We start from the raw sequence: 23,876 nt of genomic DNA, 5'->3' as shown, positions 1-23,876 counted from the left end.
ACTCAACCGCACACCCCATGAAAATCGACGTCAAAATCCTCAACGAACGCATGCGCGACCAACTGCCCCACTACGCGACGCCGGGCAGCGCGGGCCTCGATCTGCGCGCGTGCCTCGACGCGCCGGTCACGCTCGAACCGGGCGAAACCAAGCTGATCCCGACGGGTCTGGCGATTCACCTCGCCGATCCGGGCTACGCCGCGCTGATCCTGCCGCGTTCGGGTCTGGGCCACAAGCACGGCATCGTGCTGGGCAACCTGGTCGGTTTGATCGACTCGGACTACCAGGGCGAACTGATGATCTCCACCTGGAACCGTGGCCACACCACCTTCACGCTGAATCCGCTGGAGCGTCTGGCGCAACTCGTGATCGTGCCGGTCGTGCAGGCGCAGTTCAATGTCGTCGATGATTTCGAAGCCAGCCAGCGCGGCGAAGGCGGCTTCGGCAGCACGGGCAAGCACTGACTCCCCGCGCCGTTGCGACAACAAAAAAGCACGCTCTGGAGCGTGCTTTTTTGCTTTTAACGGGGGGGCGCCTAGCGGGCCACGCCAGACGTGGCGTCCGGTGTTTCACGTCGCCGATACCAGAGCGCGTAGATGATCGTCAGCACCACGAGGAACGCCACGCCATACGCCATCGTCATGCGGAATTCCGGCGTGAACGCCGTGCCCACCAGAATGCCGAGCATCAGCAACGCACCCAGCACGCTCGTGAACGGAAAGCCCCACATGCGGAATGTCAGCGGCTCGCCGCCTTGCTTCGCGCGGAAGAAAATCTGCGTCACGAAGATCATCAGCCACGTGAACATCGCGCCGAACATGGCGATCGACATCATCAGCGTGAACGCCGTTTGCGGCCAGAGCGCATTGAGCACGGCTGAAACCGCAATGCCGATGGTGGACAGCGACAGCGCAGCAGTCGGCACGCCCTGACGCGTGAGGCGCCCGAACACCGCCGGTGCGTAACCCGCGCGCGACAGGCTGAACATCATGCGCGTGGTGATGTAGAGCTGGCTGTTCATGGCCGAGAGCGCGGCCACCAGCACGATGAAGTTGATCGCGCCCGCGGCGTACGGCACGCCGGTTTCGGCCATCACCTTCACGAACGGGCTTTCGTTGCCGCCCGCCTGCGTCCACGGCACGATGGCCAGCATCAGCGCGAGCGTGAGCAGATAGAACAGCACCAGACGCACGACCGTGGCACGGAACGCGCGCGTGACGGCGCGCTGCGGGTCTTGCGCCTCGGCAGCGGCCACCGCGATGGTTTCCAGACCGAGATAGCTGAACAGCGACACGATCGTGCCCACCCACACGCCCCACCAGCCCTTGGGCAGCCAGCCGCCGTGCGAGGTGTAGTTGGCCACGCCCACACCCGAATCCGCCGGCGCATGCCAGACGAACCACGCGCCCAGCACGATAAAGGCCACGATCGCGGCGATCTTGAGGCTGGAGAACAGATATTCGATGGAGCCGTAGGCGCGCACGCTCATCGCGTTCACGACGATCAACGCCGCCGAGAAACCGACGATCCAGTACAGCCCCGGCACATGCGGAAACCAGAACTTCATGTACACGGCGATGGCCGATACCTCGGTGCCCACCGCCAGCACATACGCCGACCAGTAGGCATAGCGCACGAGAAAACCCGCCAGCGGCCCGATGTAGTGCTCGGCATACGCGCCGAACGAACCGGACGTCGGATGCGCCACCGTCATCTCGGCGAGCGCGCCCATCAGCAACAAGGCGATCAGCGCGCCGATCGCGTAGGAAATCAGCACGCCGGGCCCGGCGAAGCTGATCGCGAAACCGCTGCCAAGGAACAAGCCCGTGCCGACCGCACCGCCGATGGCGATCATCGTCATCTGACCGGCGGACAGCCCGCGGCGCAAACCGCGTTCGCGCTCGACGATCGAATCGAACGCACCCTTTTTATCTGAACTCACCTTCACCCTCTACGGCATGCGGCCATATCGCCGATAATGCGCGCACGTTCACCGTCAATCGACGAACTTGCGCGCACAAAACAAAACGGCGCGGACCGTGAAGTCCGCGCCGTTCCGGCTGGCCTGAAGCGGAAACCGCTTATTCTACTTCGACCGCCTCCGGCGGACGCGTGGCCGGTTGCTCGTCGAACGTGAGCAGCACCTTGTCGTCCGCATCCACATCCACGGTCACGCGGCCACCGGTCATGAGCTTGCCGAACAGCAGTTCGTCGGCGAGCGCACGGCGGATCGTGTCCTGGATCAGGCGTTGCATCGGTCGCGCGCCCATGAGCGGGTCGAAACCGTGCTTGGCCAGATGCGCGCGCAGTGCGTCGGTGAAGAGCGCGTCGACCTTCTTCTCGTGCAGCTGATCTTCCAGTTGCATGAGGAACTTGTCGACCACGCGCATGATGATTTCCTCATCGAGCGCACGGAAGCTGATCGTCGCATCCAGACGGTTACGGAACTCCGGCGTGAACAGGCGCTTGATATCGGCCATTTCGTCGCCTTGTTCGCGGCGCGTCGTGAAACCGATAGTCGACTTGTTCATCGTGTCGGCGCCCGCATTCGTCGTCATGATGATGATGACGTTGCGGAAATCCGCCTTGCGGCCGTTGTTGTCCGTCAGCGTGCCGTGGTCCATCACCTGCAGCAGCACGTTGAAGATGTCCGGGTGCGCCTTCTCGATTTCGTCGAGCAGCAGCACGCAATGCGGCTTCTTCGTGACGGCTTCAGTCAGCAGACCGCCCTGGTCGAAACCGACGTAGCCCGGCGGCGCGCCAATCAGACGGCTCACCGCATGACGCTCCATGTACTCGGACATGTCGAAGCGGATCAGCTCGATACCGAGCGTGAACGCGAGCTGGCGCGCCACTTCGGTCTTGCCGACACCCGTCGGACCCGAGAACAGGAACGAGCCGATCGGCTTGTCCGTCTTGCCCAGACCCGCGCGCGCCATCTTGATCGAAGCCGACAGCGCGTCGATGGCCGGATCCTGGCCAAACACCACGGCCTTCAGATCGCGGTCGAGCGTCTGCAGCTTGCTGCGATCGTCCTGCGACACGCTTTGCGCCGGCACGCGCGCGATCTTCGAGATGATCTCTTCGATCTCGCTCTTGCCGATGGTCTTCTTCTGCTTCGACTTCGGCAGGATGCGTTGCGCCGCGCCCGCTTCGTCGATCACGTCGATCGCCTTGTCGGGCAAGTGCCGATCCGTGATGAAGCGTGCCGACAACTCAGCCGCCGCGTTGAGCGCACCCGACGAATACTTCACGCCGTGGTGCTCTTCGAAGCGCGACTTCAGCCCGCGCAGGATCGCCACGGTCTGCTCGACCGTCGGCTCGATCACGTCGACCTTCTGGAAGCGCCGCGACAGCGCCGCGTCCTTCTCGAAGATGCCGCGATATTCCGTGAACGTGGTCGCGCCAATGCACTTGAGCGTGCCCGACGAAAGCGCCGGCTTGAGCAGGTTCGATGCGTCGAGCGTACCGCCCGATGCCGCGCCCGCGCCAATCAGCGTATGAATTTCGTCGATGAACAGGATCGCGTGCGGACGCTCCTTGAGCTCCTTGAGCACCGTCTTCAGACGTTGCTCGAAGTCGCCACGGTATTTCGTGCCGGCCAGCAGCGCGCCCATATCGAGCGAGTAGACCTGGGCATCGGCAAGGATGTCCGGCACTTCGCCGCGCGTGATGCGCCAGGCGAGGCCTTCCGCGATAGCGGTCTTGCCTACGCCGGCTTCGCCCACGAGCAGCGGATTGTTCTTGCGGCGGCGGCAGAGTACCTGCACGACGCGCTCGACTTCCGACTCGCGGCCGATCAGCGGATCGATACGGCCGTCCTTCGCCATCTGGTTCAGGTTCTGCGTGAACTGGGCGAGCGGGGTTTCCTTCTGACCTGCGGCGTCTTCGGCTTCCGCGCTGGCGTCGCTCGACTTGGCGGCTTCGCCGCTGCCGGTCTTCGCGATGCCATGCGAAATGAAGTTCACCACATCCAGACGCGTGACGCCCTGCTGTTGCAGGTAGTACACCGCGTGCGAGTCCTTCTCGCCGAAGATCGCCACGAGCACGTTCGCGCCGGTCACTTCCTTCTTGCCGTTGGAAGTGGACTGAACGTGCATGATGGCGCGCTGGATCACGCGCTGGAACCCGAGTGTCGGCTGCGTATCGACATCATCCGTGCCGGGCACGGTAGGGGTGTTGTCGTGAATGAAGTTGCGCAGGTTCTGTCGCAGGTCTTCGATATTCGCGGCGCACGCTCGCAGCACTTCCGCTGCTGTTGGGTTGTCCAACAGCGCCAGCAAAAGGTGCTCGACCGTGATGAACTCATGCCGCGCCTGACGTGCTTCCATGAACGCCATGTGCAGGCTGACTTCCAGTTCCTGGGCAATCATGCTTCCTCCATCACACACTGCAGCGGATGCCCGGCCTGCCGTGCGTGGGTAACGACTTGCTCAACTTTGGTCGACGCGATGTCCCGCGTATAGACCCCACAAACACCCCTGCCCTCGCGATGGACCTTCAACATGATCTGCGTTGCGGTCTCGCGGTCTTTATTAAAGTATTCCTGCACGACCATCACGACGAATTCCATCGGCGTGTAGTCGTCGTTCATCAGCACGACCTTGTACATGGAGGGCGGTTTGACCTTTTGCTCCTGCCGCTCCAGTACGGTTGAATCCTGCTTGTCCGGGATAATCGCCATACACCCATTCTAAACAACTCGGACAGGCCCGCAATCCTGCCGAAACCCGACCGGCCGTCCGGTGACGCTGGCTCCGGCGCCCTCATCACTGCGAGCAATCCCTGCGCCTTCCCGTTCCGGGCTCGATCAACTTCGCCCAGATCAGTGTCTCGCATGGGCGCCCGGCTGCGGGGCCGGTTCGAATCTTCCTGCCAGCAGCTTTCGGGCCACCGTCGAATCGAGTATCGCACAACCTGCGCGCTCACGTGGGCAGCGCTTACGGGCCTATCGTCGACGCTTTGTCGGCCTGCGCACGCATGCAAACAGATTTCGTGCCACGTGTGCGCCCTGCCTCGCCGCCGTTGCCCTCGCTGCCTTCGCAACCGCGTGTTCCCCATGTGAGTCGATTATGCGACTTTTCAAGATGCGTGGTTCAACGCCATCGTGCGGGTAGGGACAAAAAACGAACCGGATGCGTGCTGAGGCAACGTGTTGCGCGCCGCAGCAGCAATGGCCGCTAGAAAAGCCGGAAAAACCCTGGAAATGCGATCTTTACAACGCGTCCGAGCACGTCTCAAAATATTCTTGACACCAGAATAAAGAGCCTCAACAATCAAGCTGGCACTTTTTTCAACCGCCTTTAATTTCGAAAAAATGCCGTTGGTGAGCTTGTGAGGAGGGGGCGATCGCATTTCGCGATCGTTTAGCTTTTCGAACTGCTCGTGGTAGTGACATGAGTTACAGGGGAAGTTGGTATGGCAACCGGTACGGTCAAGTGGTTCAACGACGCGAAGGGTTTCGGGTTCATCACGCCGGATGAAGGCGGCGAGGACCTGTTCGCTCACTTTTCGGCTATTCAAATGAATGGCTTCAAGACCCTCAAAGAAGGTCAGAAGGTGAGCTTCGAGGTCGTGCAAGGCCCGAAGGGTAAACAGGCATCGAACATTCAGTCTGCAGCCTGATCTGTTCGATATCTGTACCTTGGAAACCCGGCTTCGGCCGGGTTTCTTTTTTGGGCAAACGCTTTTGTTAATGTGGAGTCCGTCGGATTTTTTTGACTGTGATATTCCACACTACGCATTTTGAATAAAACACCTGGCGCAACTCACAATTTTTCACATTGATTTCACTCGCGCGTGTTAATGAGGCATTAGATACGCGCATGAATCGATATGAATCGATGTAATTACGCCGTGCCTCATATCACGCGCAGCGTCCCCATCATGCCGAGGTCCTCGTGTTCGAGGATGTGGCAATGAAACATGCGATCACCCGCCTCGTGCTGAACGGTCGCCAGATGCACACTTTCGCCGGGTTTCACGTTGACCGTGTCGCGCCACGCAAGCAGCGTTTCCTCGATGCGCTGGCCACCCGACTCGCGCGCAAGCACCTGAAACTGCGTGCCGTGCAGATGGAAGGGATGATCCATGTCCGTCTGGTTCGCAATCGTCCAGGTTTCGACTTCATTGCGACGGCTCGTGAGCGTGACGCGCGCGGGATCGTATGACTCGCCATTGATCATGAAATGCATGCCTTGGGGCATGCTGCGTTTCGATGCACCCGGCTGGTGCATCGCGTGCATATCCATTTCCTCGCTGAACACCACGGATTTTTTGACGTCCGACGGCACGAGCCGCTCGATCGGGAGCAGTTGCGCCGGTAACGCCTTGCTCGCTTCCTGTGGCGCGAATTTCACCTGGGCGAGCGTGGCCATGGGCGTGGGCGGCAGGCTGCCGTGTGTCATCGCCATTTTGCGGCGGTCGTATTGCGCCGCGAGCAGGCGTGCGGCCGATGCGCCCTGCCCCGCGCGCACGATCAGCTCGGCACGCTCGCCGGGCGCCAGCAGCAGCGAGCTCACGCCTTCGCGCGGCGCGCCCAGCAAGCCGCCATCGGTGCCGACCTGCGCGAAGGCGCGGCCATCGTCGAATGCCAGCAGCAGATAGCGCGCGTTGCAGCCGTTCCAGACGCGCCAGCGCTCGTCGCGCACGACTTCGATGTGCGGTTCGCGCGCGCCGTTTGCGAGCACGAACTGACCTTCGCGGCCGTTCATCCAGTCCATCATGCTGTTGGCCGGGATCGTGCCGTCGGCGGCCAGCTTCAGGTCGGAGACGAACAGATGACGCTCGGGCCAGGCCGCGAGCGGATCGTCGGCGGCGCGCACGACGATCGGCCCCGCCAGCCCGCGAAACACCTGCTCGGCCGACAGCATGTGCGGATGCGGGTGATACCAGTACGTGCCCGCGCTGCCCTTCGGCAAGGTGAAGCGATAGGTGTGCTCCGCGCCGGGTTCGATCGGCTTCGACGGATTGCCATCCTGATCGGGCGGCACGGGCAGGCCGTGCCAGTGAATCGTCGAGGGTTGGGCGAGACGGTTGACGAAGCGGATCTCCACGCGATCGCCTTCGCGCACGTCGATCAGCGGGCCGATCACAGGGCCGCGATGATCGGACGATTGCGCGCCGTCGTACTGCCAGAAGGTGGTGGGCGCAACGCCTGGGAGCAAGGCGTGGGGCGCGGGCTGCGCGATCAGCGTCGCGCGGAAGACGCCGGCTTCGCGGCTGTCGTTCGCCAGCGTGCGCAAGGCGGCCAGCGGCGCGCCTGCGGGCAAGGCGTCAGCGGCGGCTAGCGGCGCGGGCGCGTGGGGCATTTCGGCCGACGTGCCCGACATACCGGCCATGCCGCCCATGTTGCCCATGTTGCCCATGCCCGGCATGGCCTCGCCCGCCACGGACGCGCGCGCGAACAGCGTCGCCGTTGCGGCGCCCAGCACGCCGGACAAAAATTCTCTGCGTTTCATCGATGAATTCCTCAAATACGTCTACCGGCGCGGCGTGCAGCTTTGGCACGCGGCGCTGGCGTATATCGCTTTCGCACGCGATTCATGCTGGTGCGTGATGGTGCGCAATGGCGTGATGGCGTGCGAAGTCTCGTCGAACGATGGATGGCCTGAAGCCTGCGTTCAGACGATCGGAGGAGGCAAAGGAGGCGCGTGCGTAATGCCGGCGCGCAAGGCGGCAACCGGCACGGATGGCGCGTCGTGCGCGCGCGTGTAGTGATCGACGTGCGACGCCAGCGGCGGCGCGCCGCAATGGCTGCCGCAGCCCTGGCTGCAACAACCCGCATGGTGGCGGCAATCGGAGGTATCGGGACGATTGGAGTAATCGAGGCGATCGAGGCTATGAGCGACGCCGTGGTCGATCTGCGCCGTCATGGGCATCGCGTGCGTGCCATGTGTCATCTGCTCGCACGCGTTCGCACCGCGCATGCCGAGCAGCGCAAACACGCAAACGAGAAGAAGGCGACACAGAACCGTCATGAAAGAGAAACGACGTGCGATGGATGGTTGCCATGATAGCGCAGACAAAGTGCCCAAACATGGCGCGACCATCCTGCCAACCGGCATCGTTTAGCGGAGAGTTGGTTCGCGATTCTATGTTCGCGATTCAAGGGCCGTCCATTTAGTTTGACATCCGAATCAAACTTCCTGCTGCGCACCAGGGCTCCCGCTATCGCCGCGAAACTAGACGCGTTTCGTGGCTTCAGCGAGCCAGTCTTCCCGACCATAGCGATACTCGGGCCATTCCTGCTCGATCGTGGTCTCGCGCTTCACAAGCCGTCTCGCAAGTGCCGCCAGCGACTCAATGCCCTCTGTCGAACGCACTTCGAGAGGAGCCGTCAGGCTCACGAGCATCGCGTGGTAGCACCAGCCAATCTTCATGGAAGGCCGAATTTCCAGATCGATCCCGCTGCGCATCAGTTCGTCCTGACGGGCTTCGAATGCTGAGTAATAGTCTTCCCACGGTTGCGAAAGCGGCCCAAAAGCAATGGTCGCGACTTTCTTGCGCGAGCGCCCCAACTTCCGATAGGTTTTCTCGCCGTCTGCACCCCGGGGCGGCCAGTCCTCAGGCGAGGCAACTTCTGACAGCACCTGCTGCTCGATCGCATCCTCGTACGCACAGCGCGGATGAACCCAGTTCACGATCACGCGTCTGCCGCCCAGGATGAAGCCAACATCGTCCCACCAGGACAGTTTTTCCTGATTTTCTTCGGGGTACAGGTGAGGAATGAACAGGCCATTCTCAAGTCGCCATTGATGTCGGCGATGATATTCGCGCGTGCCGCGGCGCAGGCTTTCGAGGTATTGATGTTTCATCGGGATCGGAGCGCAAAAGAAAAACCCCGGCGTCACGCGTGCTCACCGGGGTCTGGCAGTGTGTGCTGAAGCTAAATCGAAGCCAACTCACATATTATCGATCATCACCTGACCAAACGCCGAGCACGACACCTGCGTCGCGCCTTCCATCAGCCGCGCGAAGTCATACGTCACGCGCTTCTGTTGAATCGACTTTTCCATCGAAGCGATGATCAGATCCGCGGCCTCGGTCCAGCCGAGGTGACGCAGCATCATCTCCGCCGAGAGAATCTCCGAGCCCGGATTCACATAGTCCTTGCCCGCGTACTTCGGCGCCGTGCCGTGCGTCGCTTCGAACATCGCCACCGAATCCGACAGATTCGCGCCCGGCGCAATGCCGATGCCGCCCACCTGCGCCGCCAGCGCATCCGAGATGTAATCGCCGTTCAGATTCAGCGTGGCGATCACGTCGTATTCGGCCGGGCGCAACAGGATCTGCTGCAGGAAGGCGTCGGCGATCACGTCCTTGATGACGATATCGGCGCCCGTCTTCGGGTTCTTGATCTTCATCCACGGGCCGTCGTCGATCAGTTCCGCCGCGAATTCCTTCTGCGCGAGCGCATAACCGTAGTCGCGGAACGCGCCTTCGGTGAACTTCATGATGTTGCCCTTGTGCACCAGCGTCACCGAGCGGCGTTCGTTGTCGATCGCGTACTGGATCGCCTTGCGCACGAGACGCTCGGTGCCTTCGCGCGACACCGGCTTCACGCCCACGCCCGAGCTTTCCGGGAAGCGGATCTTCGCAATGCCCATTTCGTCGCGCAGGAACGCGATCAGTTTCTTCGCGCCTTCCGAATCCGCCGGCCATTCGATGCCCGCATAGATGTCTTCCGAGTTCTCGCGGAAGATCACCATGTTGACCTTCTCCGGCGCACGCACCGGCGAAGGCACGCCCTTGAAGTACTGCACCGGACGCAGGCACACGTAGAGGTCGAGCTGCTGGCGCAGCGTCACGTTCAGCGAGCGGATGCCGCCGCCGACCGGCGTCGTCAGCGGGCCCTTGATCGACACGACGTAATCCTTCACGACGTCGAGCGTTTCATCGGGCAGCCACACATCCGGGCCGTATACGCGCGTGGCCTTCTCGCCCGCGTAGATCTCCATCCAGTGAATCTTGCGCTTGCCGCCGTAGGCTTTCTCGACGGCTGCGTTGACCACCTTGAGCATGACCGGCGTGATATCGACGCCGGTGCCGTCGCCTTCGATATACGGAATGATCGGCTGGTCGGAGACATTGAGCGAGAAATCCGGATTGACGGTGATCTTCTCACCGCCCGCCGGGACCTTGATGTGCTGATACGGCATGATCAACTCCAGAAGGGGGATCGTCTGTGGAGCGCGAACGGATCGCTATGCGTTAATTTTGCGTGCAGCCTTCGGGCAGCGCGCGGCACACAATCTGCTGCGCGGCGCCCGGTCTGGCCGTTATTCTAGCCCACGCCCCGAACGCCCGTGCCGATGCCCTCAAGCCGCCCGCATCGGCCGATGATGTCTCATGTCTTATATAAGACTCATGACAGGCGGATCGGCGAGATGCTTTAAGATCGCGTCGCTACCCTATTCCTGATTTGCCTTTTGTTTCTTTTGCCATGCGCTTGATCGCCCTCAATAAACCGTTCGGCACGATCTGCCAGTTTTCGCCGCACGAGACCCGTCAGTCGCTGGCCGACTGGGTCAAGACGCCGAACGTCTATCCCGCTGGCCGTCTCGATGCCGACAGCGAAGGCCTGCTGCTGCTCACCGACGATGGCGGCCTGCAATCGCGCATCGCCGAACCGAAGCGCAAGCTCGTCAAGCGCTACTGGGCGCAGGTCGAAGGCGCGCCCGGCGACGACGCGCTGGCCGCGCTCGAACGCGGCGTCGATGTCGGCGACTATGTGACACAGCCGTGTCGGGCACGAAAAATTTCCGATGCCGATGCGGCGCTGCTCTGGACGCGCACGCCGCCGATCCGCTTTCGCGCCGCGATTCCCACCACCTGGATCGAACTCTCCATCAGCGAGGGCAAAAATCGCCAGGTGCGGCGCATGACGGCGGCCGTTGGCTTTCCGACGCTGCGTCTCGTGCGTGTTGCGATCGGCTCGCTCGATATTTTTTCGCTGGGTCTTGCGCCCGGCGAGAGCGTCGATGTGCCCACCGATGCGCCGTGGAAACCCGCCCCGCATGCGCCACGCACGCACAAGTAACTGTTGCACAAGCACTTTTCCTGTTTTTGGCCTGTAAATGCAGGCTAAAACCCTGCGCCTTTCAGTTGCCGCGCATCGTCAAAAAAACGCGAAGCAAATGAAAACTTCGCGTCAACCGACTGTGCGGACCATGCGTTAAACCACGCAGATGCCGCCGAAGCTATCCGGCATTCAGCCTTCAGGGTCCTCGCAGCAATGCACGGTCCCGACCGCTGGCAGACACGAATTGCAAGTTCGCACGAATTTGTCGATCCGACTGTCAACCGAAAGGTGGATGGCACGTTTACCGACCTGATCCAATAACCGGGTCACTTGGTTAATTAACTCAAGCTGAGGATTCACAAAATGAACAAACTGATCGCTGCTCTGGTCGCTGGCCTCTTCGCATCGGCTGCATTCGCACAAGCTTCGGCTCCGGAAGCTGCTTCGGCTGCTCCGGCAGCTGCTGCTTCGTCGGCACACAAGGCTTCGCACAAGAAGTCGCACAAGAAGTCGCACAAGAAGGCAGCAGCTAAGGCTGAAGCAGCTTCGGCAGCTTCGGAGTAAGCTTGTTGTAAGACGTTTCGAAGAACTGCGCTCAGCGCCGATCTTCGCTTCGTTCGAAAGGCAGAGTGTCGCAAGGCGCTCTGCCTTTTTGTTTATGTCGTCTCGACATATCGCTGTTAAAAGCTGTGCGCATGCACGCTGCAACATCGCGACGCGTCGTCATGCTGCTGCGAGTTTTGACCCGCGCCGACCGACTCGCGTAACATGCGCGGACTAATCCCTACCCAGGAGCTTTCTCGTGCGATTTTCCCTGCGCCCGTTTATCGCGCGTTGCGCGCTCGCCGCTGCGTTTGCCGCCGTCTCGACCTTCACGCTGTCGACGGCGCTGATCAGCACGCCGGCGCATGCCCAGCAGATGCCGCCCGGCGCGAAGCAGCCCGGCGATTTTCCGCGTCTGAAGCTCACGGCCGGCATGTTCGTGATCGACGCCGCCGTGGCCGCGAACGATCAGGACCGCGAGCAAGGTCTCATGTATCGCACGCAGCTCGCGCCTAACGAAGGCATGCTGTTCGTGTTCGGCGAAAACGCCGTGCACTGCTTCTGGATGAAGAACACGCTGATCCCGCTGTCGATCGCCTTCATGCGCGCCGACGGCACGATCACCGACATCGACGAGATGCAGGCCGAAACCACCAACAACCACTGCCCGCGCAACAACGGCGTGTATGCGCTGGAGATGAGCAAGGGCTTCTTCACGTCGAAGGGCATCAAGCCCGGCATGAAGATCGAAGGCCTGCCGCCGATGCAGTAAGCGCGGCATCCGGCGTCGCCGCACGCGCGCCCTCCGCCTGCCTCGAAAAACCGGCCCCGCTGCGCGCGGCGCCGGTTTTTTTACGTCCGCGCGCCGGCTGGCAAGGCCCGCCGGGCCGCTGCGGCACCGTTACCAGCAAAAGCCACGCGCAAGCGCTATCCTAGTAATCCGCCGCGCGGCACCGGCTTGCCCGATTCCATCCGGGCAAGCCGTCCGCGCGGGCCGCCGGACCGCGCGCAGGCCGCGCCGCGCGCCGCCCGGCACTTTCCATGGCGCGTCTTTCCAAGGAGATCACCGTGCCTCGCAAGACTCCCATCGAGCGCTATCGCAATATCGGCATTAGCGCCCACATCGATGCCGGCAAAACCACCACGACCGAACGCATCCTTTTCTATACCGGTGTGAATCACAAGCTCGGCGAGGTTCACGACGGCGCGGCGACCATGGACTGGATGGAGCAGGAGCAGGAACGCGGCATCACGATCACGTCGGCCGCGACGACTGCGTTCTGGAAAGGCATGGCCGGCAATTATCCCGAACACCGCATCAACATCATCGACACCCCGGGGCACGTGGACTTCACGATCGAAGTCGAGCGTTCCATGCGCGTGCTCGACGGTGCGTGCATGGTGTACGACTCGGTGGGCGGCGTGCAGCCGCAGTCGGAAACCGTGTGGCGCCAGGCGAACAAGTACAAGGTGCCGCGCATTGCGTTCGTCAACAAGATGGACCGCGTGGGCGCGGACTTTTTCCGCGTGCAGCGGCAGATCGGCGAGCGTCTGAAAGGCGTGGCGGTGCCGATCCAGATTCCCGTGGGCGCGGAAGATCACTTCCAGGGCGTGGTCGATCTCGTGAAGATGAAGGCGATCGTCTGGGACGACGAAAGCCAGGGCGTGAAGTTCGAGTACGAAGAGATTCCGGCGAATCTCGTCGCGACGGCAAAGGAGTGGCACGACAAGATGGTCGAAGCCGCCGCCGAAGCCGATGAAGCGCTGCTCGAAAAGTATCTCGAAGATCACGAAAGCCTGACCGAAGACGAGATCAAGGCCGCGCTGCGCAAGCGCACCATCGCCGGCGAAATCGTGCCGATGCTGTGCGGCAGCGCGTTCAAGAACAAGGGCGTACAGGCGATGCTCGATGCCGTGATCGACTATCTGCCCTCGCCGGTCGATGTGCCCGCCATTCTGGGCCACGACCTGCACGACAAGGAAATCGAGCGTCATCCGAACGATGAAGAGCCGTTCTCCGCGCTCGCCTTCAAGATCATGACCGACCCGTTCGTCGGCCAGCTGATCTTCTTCCGCGTCTATTCGGGCGTGGTGGAATCGGGCGACACGGTGCTCAATGCGATCAAGGAAAAGCGCGAGCGTCTGGGCCGCATCCTGCAGATGCACGCGAACGAGCGCAAGGAAATCAAGGAAGTGCGCGCGGGCGACATCGCCGCTGCCGTGGGCCTGAAGGAAGCCACGACGGGCGACACGCTGTGCGATCCCGCCAACCCGATCGTGCTCGAACGCATGATCTTCCCGGAACCGGTGATCTCGCAGGCCGTCGAGCCCAAGACCAAGGCCGACCAGGAAAAGATGGGCATCGCGCTCAATCGTCTTGCGCAGGAAGATCCGTCGTTCCGCGTGCAGACCGATGAAGAGTCCGGCCAGACCATCATTTCCGGCATGGGCGAGCTGCACCTGGAAATTCTGGTCGATCGCATGAAGCGCGAGTTCGGCGTGGAAGCGACCGTCGGCAAGCCGCAGGTCGCGTATCGCGAGACCGTGAAGAACAAGGTCGAGGATGTCGAAGGCAAGTTCGTCAAGCAGTCGGGCGGGCGCGGCCAGTACGGTCACGCGGTCATCACGCTCGAACCGCAGGCGCCGGGCAAGGGCTACGAATTCGTCGATGCGATCAAGGGCGGCGTGATTCCGCGCGAATTCATTCCGGCTGTCGACAAGGGCATCCAGGAGACGCTGAAGGCTGGCGTGCTCGCGGGTTATCCGGTCGTCGATACGAAGGTGACGCTCACGTTCGGTTCGTACCACGACGTGGACTCGAACGAAAACGCTTTCCGCATGGCCGGTTCGATGGCCTTCAAGGAAGCGATGCGCAAGGCCAAGCCGATTCTGCTCGAACCGATGATGGCCGTGGAAGTGGAAACGCCCGAGGATTTCATGGGCAACGTGATGGGCGATCTGTCGAGCCGTCGCGGCATCGTGCAGGGCATGGAAGACATTGCGGGCGGCGGCGGCAAGATCGTGCGCGCCGAAGTGCCGCTCTCGGAAATGTTCGGCTATTCCACTTCGCTGCGCTCGCTCACGCAAGGGCGCGCCACGTACACGATGGAGTTCAAGCACTACTCGGAAACGCCGCAGAACGTGGCCGAAGCCGTCATCAACGCGAAGAAGTCGTAACGCGCCTGAGGTCTCACACGAAAGCCCGTCCCCTGCTGGACGGGCTTTTTTTTCGCGCGCGCGGCGAAATTTTGACCATGACACAATGCAGCGACAACGCTGCGCGCGGCTCGCACGACGCAAGCCACCGCAAGGAGACACGACGATGAGTCACGACCACGAACATCATCACGACGATCACGACGAAAGCGCGCCGGTCGACTGGCGCGAGAACGGCGTCAAGGTGATCCGCGGCGATCAACTCGACAGCAACACCGCGCAGACGCCCGGCATGAATCGCGCCGCCGCCATCAACGCCGCGCGCGTGGGTGCACAGAAGATCTGGGCCGGCACCGTGACGATTCATCCGAACGCGAAGACCGGCGCGCATCATCACGGCGCACTGGAAAGCGTGATCTACGTGGTGCGCGGCCACGCGCGCATGCGCTGGGGCGAGCATCTGGAGTTCACCGCCGAAGCCGGTCCCGGCGACTTCATCTTCGTGCCGCCTTATGTGCCGCACCAGGAGATCAACGCGAGCACCGACGATCCGCTCGAATGCGTGCTCGTGCGCAGCGACAACGAGGCGGTCGTCGTGAATCTGAACATCGACGCCGTCGAAGCCCCCGAAACCGTCTACTGGGTCGATCCGATCCATCGCCACCCGCACGATCATTGAACGCATGACACAGCCCGCCCAGCGCCTGCTCACCCGCCTGATTCCGCTTTACGCCGTGCTGATCGCCGCGAACCTCGGCGCCTGGGCATGGGCGCTGATCGCCTTTCGCCACTATCCGCTGCTGCTCGGCACTGCGCTGCTCGCCTATGGCTTCGGCCTGCGCCACGCCGTCGACGCCGATCACATCGCCGCCATCGACGCCGTCACGCGCAAGCTCATGCAGCGCGGCCAGCAGCCGCTGGGCGTGGGCCTCGCGTTTTCGCTCGGGCATTCGAGCATCGTGATTGCGGCGACCATCGGCATCGCGTTGTCGGCGCTGACCTTGCACGGGCGCTTCGAGCAGTTTCACGAGATCGGCTCGACTATCGGCACGCTGGTGTCTTCAGGCTTTCTGCTGGTGCTCGCGGGCGTGAATCTCGTGATTCTGCGCGACGTGTGGCGGCGTTACCGGCAAGCCGGGCGCACGCCGAATAGCGATGAAAGCGCCGCGCTCGCGGCACAGGACATCGCGCCCGCCGGCCTGTTTTCGCGCGCGCTGCGTCCGCTTTTCAAGCTCGTGACGAAAAGCTGGCACATGTATCCGGTGGGCGTGCTGTTCGGTCTGGGCTTCGATACGGCCACCGAAATCGGCCTGCTCGCCATCGCCGCCGCCGAGGCCGGCAAGGGCCTGCCGATGTACTCGATCCTCGTGTTCCCCGCGCTCTTCACGGCCGGCATGACGCTCGTCGATTCCACCGACAACGTGCTGATGGTGCACGCCTACGGCTGGGCCATGGACGACCCCAGACGCAAGCTCTACTACAACGCGAGCATCACCTTTGTGTCCGCGCTGGTGGCGATCGTGATCGGCGGCGTGGAAGCGATCGGTCTGATCGGCGACAAGCTCGGCGCGAGCGGCGGCGTGTGGACGCTCGCATCAAGCCTCAACGACCGCTTCGGCGAACTGGGCTATGGCATCGTCGCGCTCTTTATCGCCTGCTGGATCGGCTCGGTGCTGTTCCATCGCTGGCGTCGGCCTGCCGCCGCCTCGGGCGCGCTCTGACGCCTCCCGCGCGATAGCGGAGGTTCGCGCCGCTGCTACAGCTGTTCCGGCGAAAGCGCGGCCATGCGCCGCGCGCGAGCGCAACCCCGCAGAACCCTGGCCTCGTGCCGATCCCGGAAAACGCGTAAACTGGCCTGCCAACCATGGCGATCGCCGGATCGTCGCCAGCTTCATTCGTCGTCAGCCGCACCGCATGCCGCCGTCGTGACCGCTTCCCCCGCTTCCCCGCGGCCACGCCCATCCACGGAACCGCACGGAAATACGCGCCGATGAAACGTCCGCAGTCCAACGTCTCCCCCGATCTCGAATCCTGGCGCGCCAGCGCCGGGGATTATGGCAATCACGCCCTCGACGAATTGCTCGCCGGCCGCCTCACACGGCGCGAACTGCTGCGCTACGCGGGCGTGCTCGGGCTGTCGAGCCTCGCGTTCGCGGGCGGCGGCCTGCTCGCGCCACGCACCGCGCGCGCCCAGAGCGCAGGCAAGCCCGGCAACCAGACCATCCGCGTGGCGCATCTGATGCCCGCGGGCGCCGTCGACCCGCTCACCGTCACCGATGCGGGCGCGCTGTGTCTGCTGAACCAGACCGGCGAATTCCTCGTCAACGACGACGCCGACGGCCATCTGCAACCGGCGCTCGCGCTCTCCTGGCAACCGAACGCCAAGGCCGATGTCTGGACCTTCAAGCTGCGCCCCGGCGTGAAATTCCACGACGGCCAGCCGTTCGGCGCGAAGGACGTGGTGGCCACCTTCGACCGTCTCGCCGATCCGGCCAGCGGCTCGGCGGCGCTTTCGGTGCTCAAGGGCGTGCTCTCGAAAGGCGGCACGAAGCTCGTCGACGAACACACCGTCGCGTTTCATCTGGACGCGCCCAACGGCAACTTCCCCTACTACGTTTCTTCGGACAACTACAACGCCGTGCTGCTGCCTGCCAATTACGCGGGCAACTACGAGAAAAGCTTTATCGGCACCGGGCCGTTCAAGCTCGAAAAATACGAGGCGCGGCGCGGCGCGAGCTTCGTGCGCCACGACGGCTACTGGGGCGACAAGGCGCTGCCCGAGCGCGTGCAGTTCGCCTTCTACGCCGACGAGCAGGCGCAGATTCTCGCGCTGCAAGGCCGTCAAGCCGATGTGATGGGCACCTTCACCGTGCAGGGCGGCATCGGCATTCTCAACAACCCGGATTTCAAGGTGATCGGCGTGCGTTCGAGCGCGCATCGCCAGATCCACATGCGCAACGACGTCGCGCAGTTCAAGGACAAGCGCGTGCGTCAGGCGCTGGCGCTCGCGCTCGATCGCGACGTGATGGTACGCGGGCTCTTCAAGGGCCGCGCCGTGGTGGGCAACGACAGCCCATTCGCGCCGATCTTCCCCTCGACGGCCACGAGCGTGCCGCAACGCAAGGTCGATCTCGCGAAGGCACGCCAGTTGCTCGCGCAGGCGGGCGTGGGCAATGGTTTCGACGTCACCCTCACGACCGAGAAGTACATGGAGATTCCCGATCTGGCCGTGGTCGTGCAAAACGCGGCCAAGGCGATTGGCGTGCGTATCGCGCTGAAAGTCGAAAGCCAGTCGCAGTATTACGGCGCGGGCACCTACGGCAAATCGGACTGGCTCGACGCGCCGCTCGGCATCACCGACTACGGCCATCGCGGCGTGCCGAACGTGTTCCTCAACGCGCCGCTGACGAGCGGCGGCACGTGGAACGCGGCGCATTTTCGCAATCCGCAGTACGACAAGCTGGTCGCGCAATTCGTCGCGACGCTCGACGTGGCCGCGCAAAAGCAGGTGTCCGCGCAGATCCAGACGCTGCTGCTCGACGAAACGCCGATGATCATTCCGTACTTCTACGACCAGTTGATCGCGCAACGCACCACGCTGTCGGGCGTGCATTTCACCGCGCTCGCGCAGTTGTATTTCGATCGCGCCACGCTTTCGGGCTGAGTCGTCGCGACGTCATGGGCGCATTTCGCCGTGCGCCCGCATTGGACCCTGCAGCTTTTGCCACACTCATGGCTACACCGCTGACGAAACCGCCCGGCCTGTCTCGACGCCTCACGCCGGGCGGCGGCGCGACGCGCTTTCTCGCCCAGCGCGCCGCGTGGGCGCTCTTCACGCTCTGGCTGCTTTCCGTGCTGGTGTTCGCGGGCGGCCAGTTGTTGCCGGGCGATATCGGCCGCGCCGTGCTCGGCCCGCTCGCCGATGCCCGCGCCGTCGCCGCGCTCAATCATCAACTGGGCGCGGACCGCCCGCTGCTCGACCAATACTTCGCGTGGATCGGCCATGCGCTGCGCGGCGACTTCGGCAGTTCGTGGACCTTCCGCCAGCCGGTCGCGCCGATGGTGGGCGACGCGCTGCTGCAATCGGCGAAACTCGGCTTTTTCGCGTTTATCGTGGTGGTGCCGCTGGGCATCGGCGGCGGCGTGCTGGCCGCGCTGTACGGCGGACGCTGGCTCGACCGCCTCATCAGCACGCTCGGCCTGTGCGCGAGCGCGGTGCCGGAATTCGTCTCGTCGATTGCGCTGATTCTCGTGTTCGGCGTGTGGCTGCGCTGGCTGCCGATCGAGGCCGTCGCGCCGCCGGATGCAGGCGTATTCGAAACGCTGCGCCATCTCGTGTTGCCGGTGCTGCCGCTCGTGCTGGTGTTCTTCGGCTATCTCGCGCGGATCGCGCGCGCGGGCATGCTCGACGCGCTCGACGCCGACTACACGCGCACCGCGATCCTCAAGGGCCTGCCGCGTCATACCGTGATCGTGCGCCACGTGCTGCGCAACGCGCTGCTGCCGAGCGTGACGGTCGCGGCCACGCAGCTTGGCTATCTGATCGGCGGACTGGTGGTGGTGGAGTCGCTTTTCCGCTATCCGGGCATTGGCTCGCTGATCTACAACGCGGCCAAAGCGAAGGATTTTCCGCTGCTCGAAGCGGGCGTGCTCACGGTCGGGCTCGTCTATACGCTCGCGAATCTGGGCGCGGATCTGCTGCACGCGCTGTTCGATCCGCGCCTGCGCAACCCTGCCAGCCGATGAAACCCGCATGAACGATACGGTATCCGCATCAATCGACGATTCACGCGCATCGGCGAGATTCACGGCCACGCTGCGCCTGCTGCTGCGCTCGCCCGCCTTCGTGCTGGGCGCGCTGATCCTGCTCGCGTGGATCGTCTGTGCGATTGCAGGCGTGTGGATCGCGCCTTACGACGCCTACGCGTCCGATCCGCTCAGCTCGCTGATGCCGCCCGATCGCACGCACTGGTGCGGCACCGACCAGCTCGGCCGCGATATCTGCTCGCGCGTGATCGTCGGAGCGCGCGACATCCTCACGATCGCGCCGCTCGCCACCTTGACGGGCACGCTCGCGGGCGCGGCGCTCGGCCTCGTCACCGGCTATCTCGAAGGCTGGGCCGGCACGCTGGTCGCGCGTGCGCTCGACGCCGTGCTCGCGCTGCCGCTCGTGATCGTCGCGCTGCTGGTGCTTGCGGGCGTGGGCGCATCGAACCTTGCCGTCGTGCTGGTGATCGGCATCACTTTCGCGCCGCTCGTCGCACGTACCGTGCGTGCGGCCGTGCTCGCGGAACGTCATCTGGATTACGTGAGCGGCGCGCAGTTACGCGGCGAAAGCGCGCTCTTTGTGATGTTCGCGGAGATCCTGCCCAACGTCTGGCCGCCGATTGTCGTCGAAGCCACGGTGCGGCTCGGCTACGCGATTTTCGCGGTGGCGACGCTGTCGTTTCTCGGCTTCGGCATCCAGCCGCCTTCCGCCGACTGGGGCCTCGCGCTGGCCGAATCGTATGCGCTGCTCGCGGGCGGCGCGTGGTGGACCGTGGCGTTCGATGCGCTCGCGATTGGCTCGCTGGTGGTCGCGGTGAACCTGATCGCCGACAGTCTGCGCGAGGTGCTCGAATCGTGAATCGGCATCATGCTGACAACAGCGCGGGCAAGAACGTGGCCAGCAGCGTCGACAAAAACGCGGACCTGCCAGCGGAAAAGCGCCCCGCCCTCGCGACCTTCAGCGCGCCGCGCGCCGACGACGCGCTCGCGCTCGTCGGCCTCACGGTGACCTACCGCGTGCGCGGCCGCGAACGCGACGTGCTCACCGATGTCTCGCTGCGCATCAAACGCGGCGAAGCCTATGGGCTGGTCGGCGAATCGGGCTGCGGCAAATCCACGGTCGCGCTCGCCGCGTTGCGCTATCTCGCGCACAACGGCCGCGTGAGATCCGGGCGCATCGCCATCGCGGGCGAGGACGTGCTCGCGCTCGATCGCGAGGGCCTGCGCCGCTTGCGCGCGCATAAGGTATCGATGGTCTATCAAGACCCGGCGAGCGCGCTCAACCCCACGCTCACGATCGCGCGCCAGTTGAGCGAAGCCTTCGAAGCCGCAGGCGCGAGCGCCGCCGACGCGCTCGCCCAGGCCCACGCGATGCTCGCGCGCGTGCGGATCGCCGATCCGGCGCGCGTGCTGGCAAGCTGGCCGCATCAGCTTTCGGGCGGCATGCAGCAGCGCGTGGTGATCGCCATGGCGCTGGCTTCGAACCCCGCCCTGCTGATCCTCGACGAACCCACCACGGGCCTCGACGCCACTGTCGAAGCCGAAGTGCTCGCCCTGGTCGCGCAACTGCGCGCGGAACTGGGCATGGCCGTGCTGCTGATCAGCCACGATCTCGGCGTGATCGCGCGCATGTGCGAACGCGTGGGCGTGCTCTACGCGGGACGGCTGGTGGAAGAAGGCGCGACGCAGGACGTGTTCGAGCGCGCGCGCCATCCGTACACCGTGGGATTGCTGCGCTGCCTGCCGGCGCCTGGCCGCACCAAGGCGCACGGCATGCTCGACACGATCGCCGGCGAACTGCCCGCGCCCGGCACGCTCACGCACGGTTGCATCTACGCGCCACGCTGCCGCCTTGCCGATGCTCGCTGCCGCGAACACGCGCCGCCGCCGCATCGCATGGAAGCCACGCATGGCGAGCAGATGTCGCGCTGCCACTATCACGAGCGCGCCATCGCGCTGCCCGCCTCGGATGCGGCCAATGCAAGCGATTCGATCGCAGCCGATGCATCGATCGATGCGTACGCAAGCGCACCGACAGCAATGCGCGCGCCCGAAGTCGGCATACAACAGACAAACGAACAAACAGACAAAAACGCGCCGGTCGTGTTGCGCGCGACGCATCTCTCGCGCACTTTCGGCCATGGCGAGCGGGCATTGCGCGTGCTCGACGATGTCTCGCTCGAATTGCGTGCGGGCGAAACGCTGGGGCTTGTGGGCGAATCGGGCAGCGGCAAGACGACGCTCGCGAAGCTGCTGCTAGGCGTGCATACCGCCGATGCGGGCGGCACGGTGGAACTCGACGGCAAGCCGCTCGCGGCGCGCCTCGCGCGGCGCAATGCGCAGGCGTTGCGGGCGCTGCGCATGGTGTTCCAGCATCCCGATGCCTCGCTCAATCGCGCCTTGCCGGTGAACCGGCTGGTGAGCCGGGCGCTCGTGCGTGCCGCCGACGAACACCCGGGCGCTGACAACGCGACCCGCATCGCCAGCCTGCTCGATGCGGTGCGCGTGCCCATCCGCTATCTCAACGCGCGGGCGCGGCAGCTTTCGGGCGGCCTCAAGCAACGCGTGGCGATCGCCCAGGCCTTCGCGGGCGAGCCGCGCGTGGTGATCTGCGACGAGCCGACTTCGGCGCTCGATGTCTCGGTGCAGGCGGCGATCCTCAATCTGCTCGCGCGTCTGCAGCGCGAGCGCGGCGTGAGCTATCTGTTCATTTCCCACGATCTGGACGTGGTGCGCTATCTCGCGGACCGTGTCATGGTGCTCTACGCGGGCCGCGTGGTGGAAAGCGGCCCGGCGAGCGCGGTGCTCGGCGGCCCTTGCCATCCGTACACCGAGACGCTGCTCAATGCGGGCTCGTTGGCGCGTGAGCATCCGGTGGATTATGAGTCCACTGCCGGTACGTCGCCTTCGCCAGCAGGCACTGGCTGCGTCTTCAGCGCGTGTTGCCCGCGCAAGCTCGGCGCAATCTGCGACAACACCGCTCCGCCATTTGCGGAAACAGCGGCAGGCAACGCGGATGTCGATGCTCACCGCATCCGTTGCCACATTCCCGCCGACGAATTGCGCGCCTTGCAGCACGCCAATACCCCGCCGGCCACGCGCTGAAAATCAGACGAATTCGTTGTGCTGTCCGCATTTGCAACGGATTTCGCCATTCCACACTGAGACGTTTCACCGCCGATACGTTTTCAGCGATTTTTTCAGCGCCGACACCATAGGTCGATTGTAAAGTCCCCGACACATGGGCTTTTCAGGCCGATGGCATAGAACTCGCTACATCGATATCAGGCATCCGGTAGCCGCCCAGCGACGTTTCGGGGCGTATAGCGCACAGCGTCGCAGCGGGCAATCGGATGACCGGCCCCACAACATGCATGGACGTCCTGCGGTCTGCCGCCCCTTCACGGGGATACGACAATCGGAAAGGACTCCTGTATAAGCCGGCCATCCGATCAGAAAGCCGCCGTGTGCCACGTGTACCGCTTCGGCTGGCATGACAACGCGCTCCCACGATAAGGACGCACACCGGCGCAAGGCGGATTCAGCCTGACGGGGGTCGGCGCCCGCGCAGTCGTTGCGCAGCGTCAGACACAAGGCGCAAGAGAAGCGAAGCGGACACGCGCCATCGCTTCCCGGGAGGAAGTCATGAAGAACAGATCATTTCATCAGTACTGCTACGGGGTTGGCCGAGGACTCGCAATCGTCGCAATCGGCGCGGCAGGAGCCAGCGTGCTCCTGCCCGCCATCGGCGCACACGCCGAGAGCAACGTCACGTCCCCGACCTGGATTGTCGTCGCCGATGCTGCCTTGCCGGCAAGCGGTGGCGCAGTCAACGATGCCGGCATGCCGGTCGATGCCTCTGGGCCGGGTTCCGCCGGCACGGCGGGCACGGCGGGCACGGCGGGCAAGCTGTCTTCCACTCCGGGCGCGTCGCCATTCAGCGCGGACGCTCCCCTGCCCGCAAGCGGATCGGCCGGTACGGTCGGCGTGGGCGGTGCGGCTGGCGCGGGTGCAGGCTCGGGCGCCAAGCCCGGCACCGCAGCCACGACCGGCAGCGCGCCAGGCACGGAAACCGTGAGCGAAGCGTCGGACGCGGCCACGGTCTTCCTGCCGAAGAACTGCTTCGGCAGCAACAACAACGGCAATTGCGGCCAGGGCGGACGCGGCGGTTCATCGTCGAGTTCCGCCAGCGCGGGTGGTGTTGGCGCAGGCGTGTCCGGCAGCACGAGTTCGAGCAGCAGTTCGGGAAGCGGACACGGCGGAGGCACTTCGGGTGTCGGCGGCTCGACCAGCGGCTCCAGCGGCTCGGGCGGCAGTGGTAACGGCGGTGGTGGTGGCGGTGGTGGCGGTGGCGGTGGCGGTGGCGGTGGCGGTGGCGGTGGTGGCA

At 64.0% G+C, this 23,876-nt stretch carries 21 protein-coding genes; 13 read left to right on the top strand and 8 right to left on the bottom strand.

Going from position 1 to position 23,876, the window contains the following annotated elements; translation table 11 throughout:
• The first annotated feature begins 17 nt into the window (after positions 1-17).
• Positions 18-464: a dUTP diphosphatase gene (gene dut / locus G3N59_RS21420; protein ID WP_205984637.1), complete on the top strand. Its 447-nt coding sequence runs from the start codon at positions 18-20 to the stop codon at positions 462-464.
• Between the two features lie 71 nt (positions 465-535).
• Here the strand turns inward: dut and G3N59_RS21415 are convergent, their stop codons facing one another.
• The 4 genes from G3N59_RS21415 to G3N59_RS21400 form a co-directional block, all read right to left on the bottom strand.
• Positions 536-1,942, bottom strand: a complete 1,407-nt coding sequence (locus G3N59_RS21415) for an amino acid permease (RefSeq protein WP_346777915.1) — start codon at positions 1,940-1,942, stop codon at positions 536-538.
• 139 nt (positions 1,943-2,081) lie between these two features.
• Positions 2,082-4,373 (bottom strand): ATP-dependent Clp protease ATP-binding subunit ClpA, encoded by a 2,292-nt coding sequence (gene clpA, locus G3N59_RS21410; RefSeq protein WP_205984636.1) that lies wholly within the window; start codon positions 4,371-4,373, stop codon positions 2,082-2,084.
• Positions 4,370-4,684, bottom strand: coding sequence for an ATP-dependent Clp protease adapter ClpS (gene clpS / locus G3N59_RS21405; RefSeq protein WP_028213389.1), 315 nt, complete (start codon positions 4,682-4,684; stop codon positions 4,370-4,372). Before clpS ends, clpA begins: the two co-directional genes overlap by 4 nt.
• Before the next feature lie 398 nt (positions 4,685-5,082).
• Positions 5,083-5,355: a hypothetical protein gene (locus G3N59_RS21400; RefSeq protein ID WP_205984765.1), complete on the bottom strand. Its 273-nt coding sequence runs from the start codon at positions 5,353-5,355 to the stop codon at positions 5,083-5,085.
• A 63-nt stretch (positions 5,356-5,418) separates the two neighbouring features.
• Between G3N59_RS21400 and cspD the strand changes: the two genes are divergently transcribed.
• A complete protein-coding gene (gene cspD, locus G3N59_RS21395) occupies positions 5,419-5,625 on the top strand; it encodes a cold shock domain-containing protein CspD (RefSeq protein ID WP_007586257.1) in 207 nt (68 codons plus the stop codon).
• A 236-nt stretch (positions 5,626-5,861) separates the two neighbouring features.
• Here cspD and G3N59_RS21390 read toward each other — a convergent pair whose 3' ends face one another.
• From G3N59_RS21390 to icd, 4 genes are all read right to left on the bottom strand, one after another.
• A complete protein-coding gene (locus G3N59_RS21390; RefSeq protein ID WP_205984635.1) occupies positions 5,862-7,460 on the bottom strand; it encodes a multicopper oxidase family protein in 1,599 nt (532 codons plus the stop codon).
• Positions 7,461-7,622: 162 nt separating this feature from the next.
• Entirely contained in the window at positions 7,623-7,979 is a 357-nt protein-coding gene (locus G3N59_RS21385; protein ID WP_205984634.1) for a hypothetical protein, read from the bottom strand.
• Positions 7,980-8,183: 204 nt separating this feature from the next.
• Positions 8,184-8,816 (bottom strand): hypothetical protein, encoded by a 633-nt coding sequence (locus tag G3N59_RS21380; protein WP_205984633.1) that lies wholly within the window; start codon positions 8,814-8,816, stop codon positions 8,184-8,186.
• Between the two features lie 87 nt (positions 8,817-8,903).
• On the bottom strand, positions 8,904-10,160 hold the full coding sequence (icd, locus tag G3N59_RS21375) for an NADP-dependent isocitrate dehydrogenase (protein WP_205984632.1): 1,257 nt from the start codon (positions 10,158-10,160) through the stop codon (positions 8,904-8,906).
• Positions 10,161-10,444: 284 nt separating this feature from the next.
• Here icd and G3N59_RS21370 point away from each other — a divergent pair, with 284 nt between their 5' ends.
• The 11 genes from G3N59_RS21370 to G3N59_RS21320 all read left to right on the top strand — a co-directional run.
• Positions 10,445-11,041, top strand: coding sequence for a pseudouridine synthase (locus G3N59_RS21370; protein WP_205984631.1), 597 nt, complete (start codon positions 10,445-10,447; stop codon positions 11,039-11,041).
• A 345-nt stretch (positions 11,042-11,386) separates the two neighbouring features.
• Positions 11,387-11,587, top strand: coding sequence for a hypothetical protein (locus G3N59_RS21365; RefSeq protein WP_027817526.1), 201 nt, complete (start codon positions 11,387-11,389; stop codon positions 11,585-11,587).
• 238 nt (positions 11,588-11,825) lie between these two features.
• A complete protein-coding gene (locus G3N59_RS21360; RefSeq protein WP_205984630.1) occupies positions 11,826-12,338 on the top strand; it encodes a DUF192 domain-containing protein in 513 nt (170 codons plus the stop codon).
• 296 nt (positions 12,339-12,634) lie between these two features.
• Complete coding sequence (gene fusA, locus G3N59_RS21355; RefSeq protein ID WP_205984629.1) at positions 12,635-14,743, top strand: elongation factor G; 2,109 nt, start codon at positions 12,635-12,637, stop codon at positions 14,741-14,743.
• A 145-nt stretch (positions 14,744-14,888) separates the two neighbouring features.
• Positions 14,889-15,401, top strand: coding sequence for a cupin domain-containing protein (locus G3N59_RS21350; RefSeq protein WP_205984628.1), 513 nt, complete (start codon positions 14,889-14,891; stop codon positions 15,399-15,401).
• A gap of 4 nt (positions 15,402-15,405) precedes the next feature.
• Entirely contained in the window at positions 15,406-16,443 is a 1,038-nt protein-coding gene (locus G3N59_RS21345; RefSeq protein ID WP_205984627.1) for a HoxN/HupN/NixA family nickel/cobalt transporter, read from the top strand.
• A gap of 269 nt (positions 16,444-16,712) precedes the next feature.
• Positions 16,713-18,386 carry an ABC transporter substrate-binding protein gene (locus tag G3N59_RS21340; RefSeq protein WP_205984626.1) on the top strand — a complete coding sequence of 558 codons (1,674 nt, stop codon included), beginning with the start codon at positions 16,713-16,715 and terminating at the stop codon, positions 18,384-18,386.
• A 68-nt stretch (positions 18,387-18,454) separates the two neighbouring features.
• Positions 18,455-19,468: an ABC transporter permease gene (locus G3N59_RS21335; RefSeq protein WP_205984625.1), complete on the top strand. Its 1,014-nt coding sequence runs from the start codon at positions 18,455-18,457 to the stop codon at positions 19,466-19,468.
• Between the two features lie 7 nt (positions 19,469-19,475).
• Positions 19,476-20,348 (top strand): ABC transporter permease, encoded by an 873-nt coding sequence (locus G3N59_RS21330; protein WP_205984624.1) that lies wholly within the window; start codon positions 19,476-19,478, stop codon positions 20,346-20,348.
• 65 nt (positions 20,349-20,413) lie between these two features.
• The gene (locus G3N59_RS21325) at positions 20,414-22,594 is read left to right on the top strand and encodes an ABC transporter ATP-binding protein (protein ID WP_205984759.1); all 2,181 of its coding nucleotides are present in this window, start codon (positions 20,414-20,416) and stop codon (positions 22,592-22,594) included.
• Positions 22,595-23,134: 540 nt separating this feature from the next.
• A partial coding sequence (locus G3N59_RS21320) for a hypothetical protein (RefSeq protein ID WP_205984623.1) occupies positions 23,135-23,876 on the top strand: 742 nt, incomplete at its 3' end.

The sequence above is a fragment of the Paraburkholderia sp. Ac-20340 genome (genome assembly GCF_017104965.1).
Taxonomy (GTDB): domain Bacteria; phylum Pseudomonadota; class Gammaproteobacteria; order Burkholderiales; family Burkholderiaceae; genus Paraburkholderia.
This window is presented reverse-complemented; position numbering and strand designations above follow the sequence as displayed.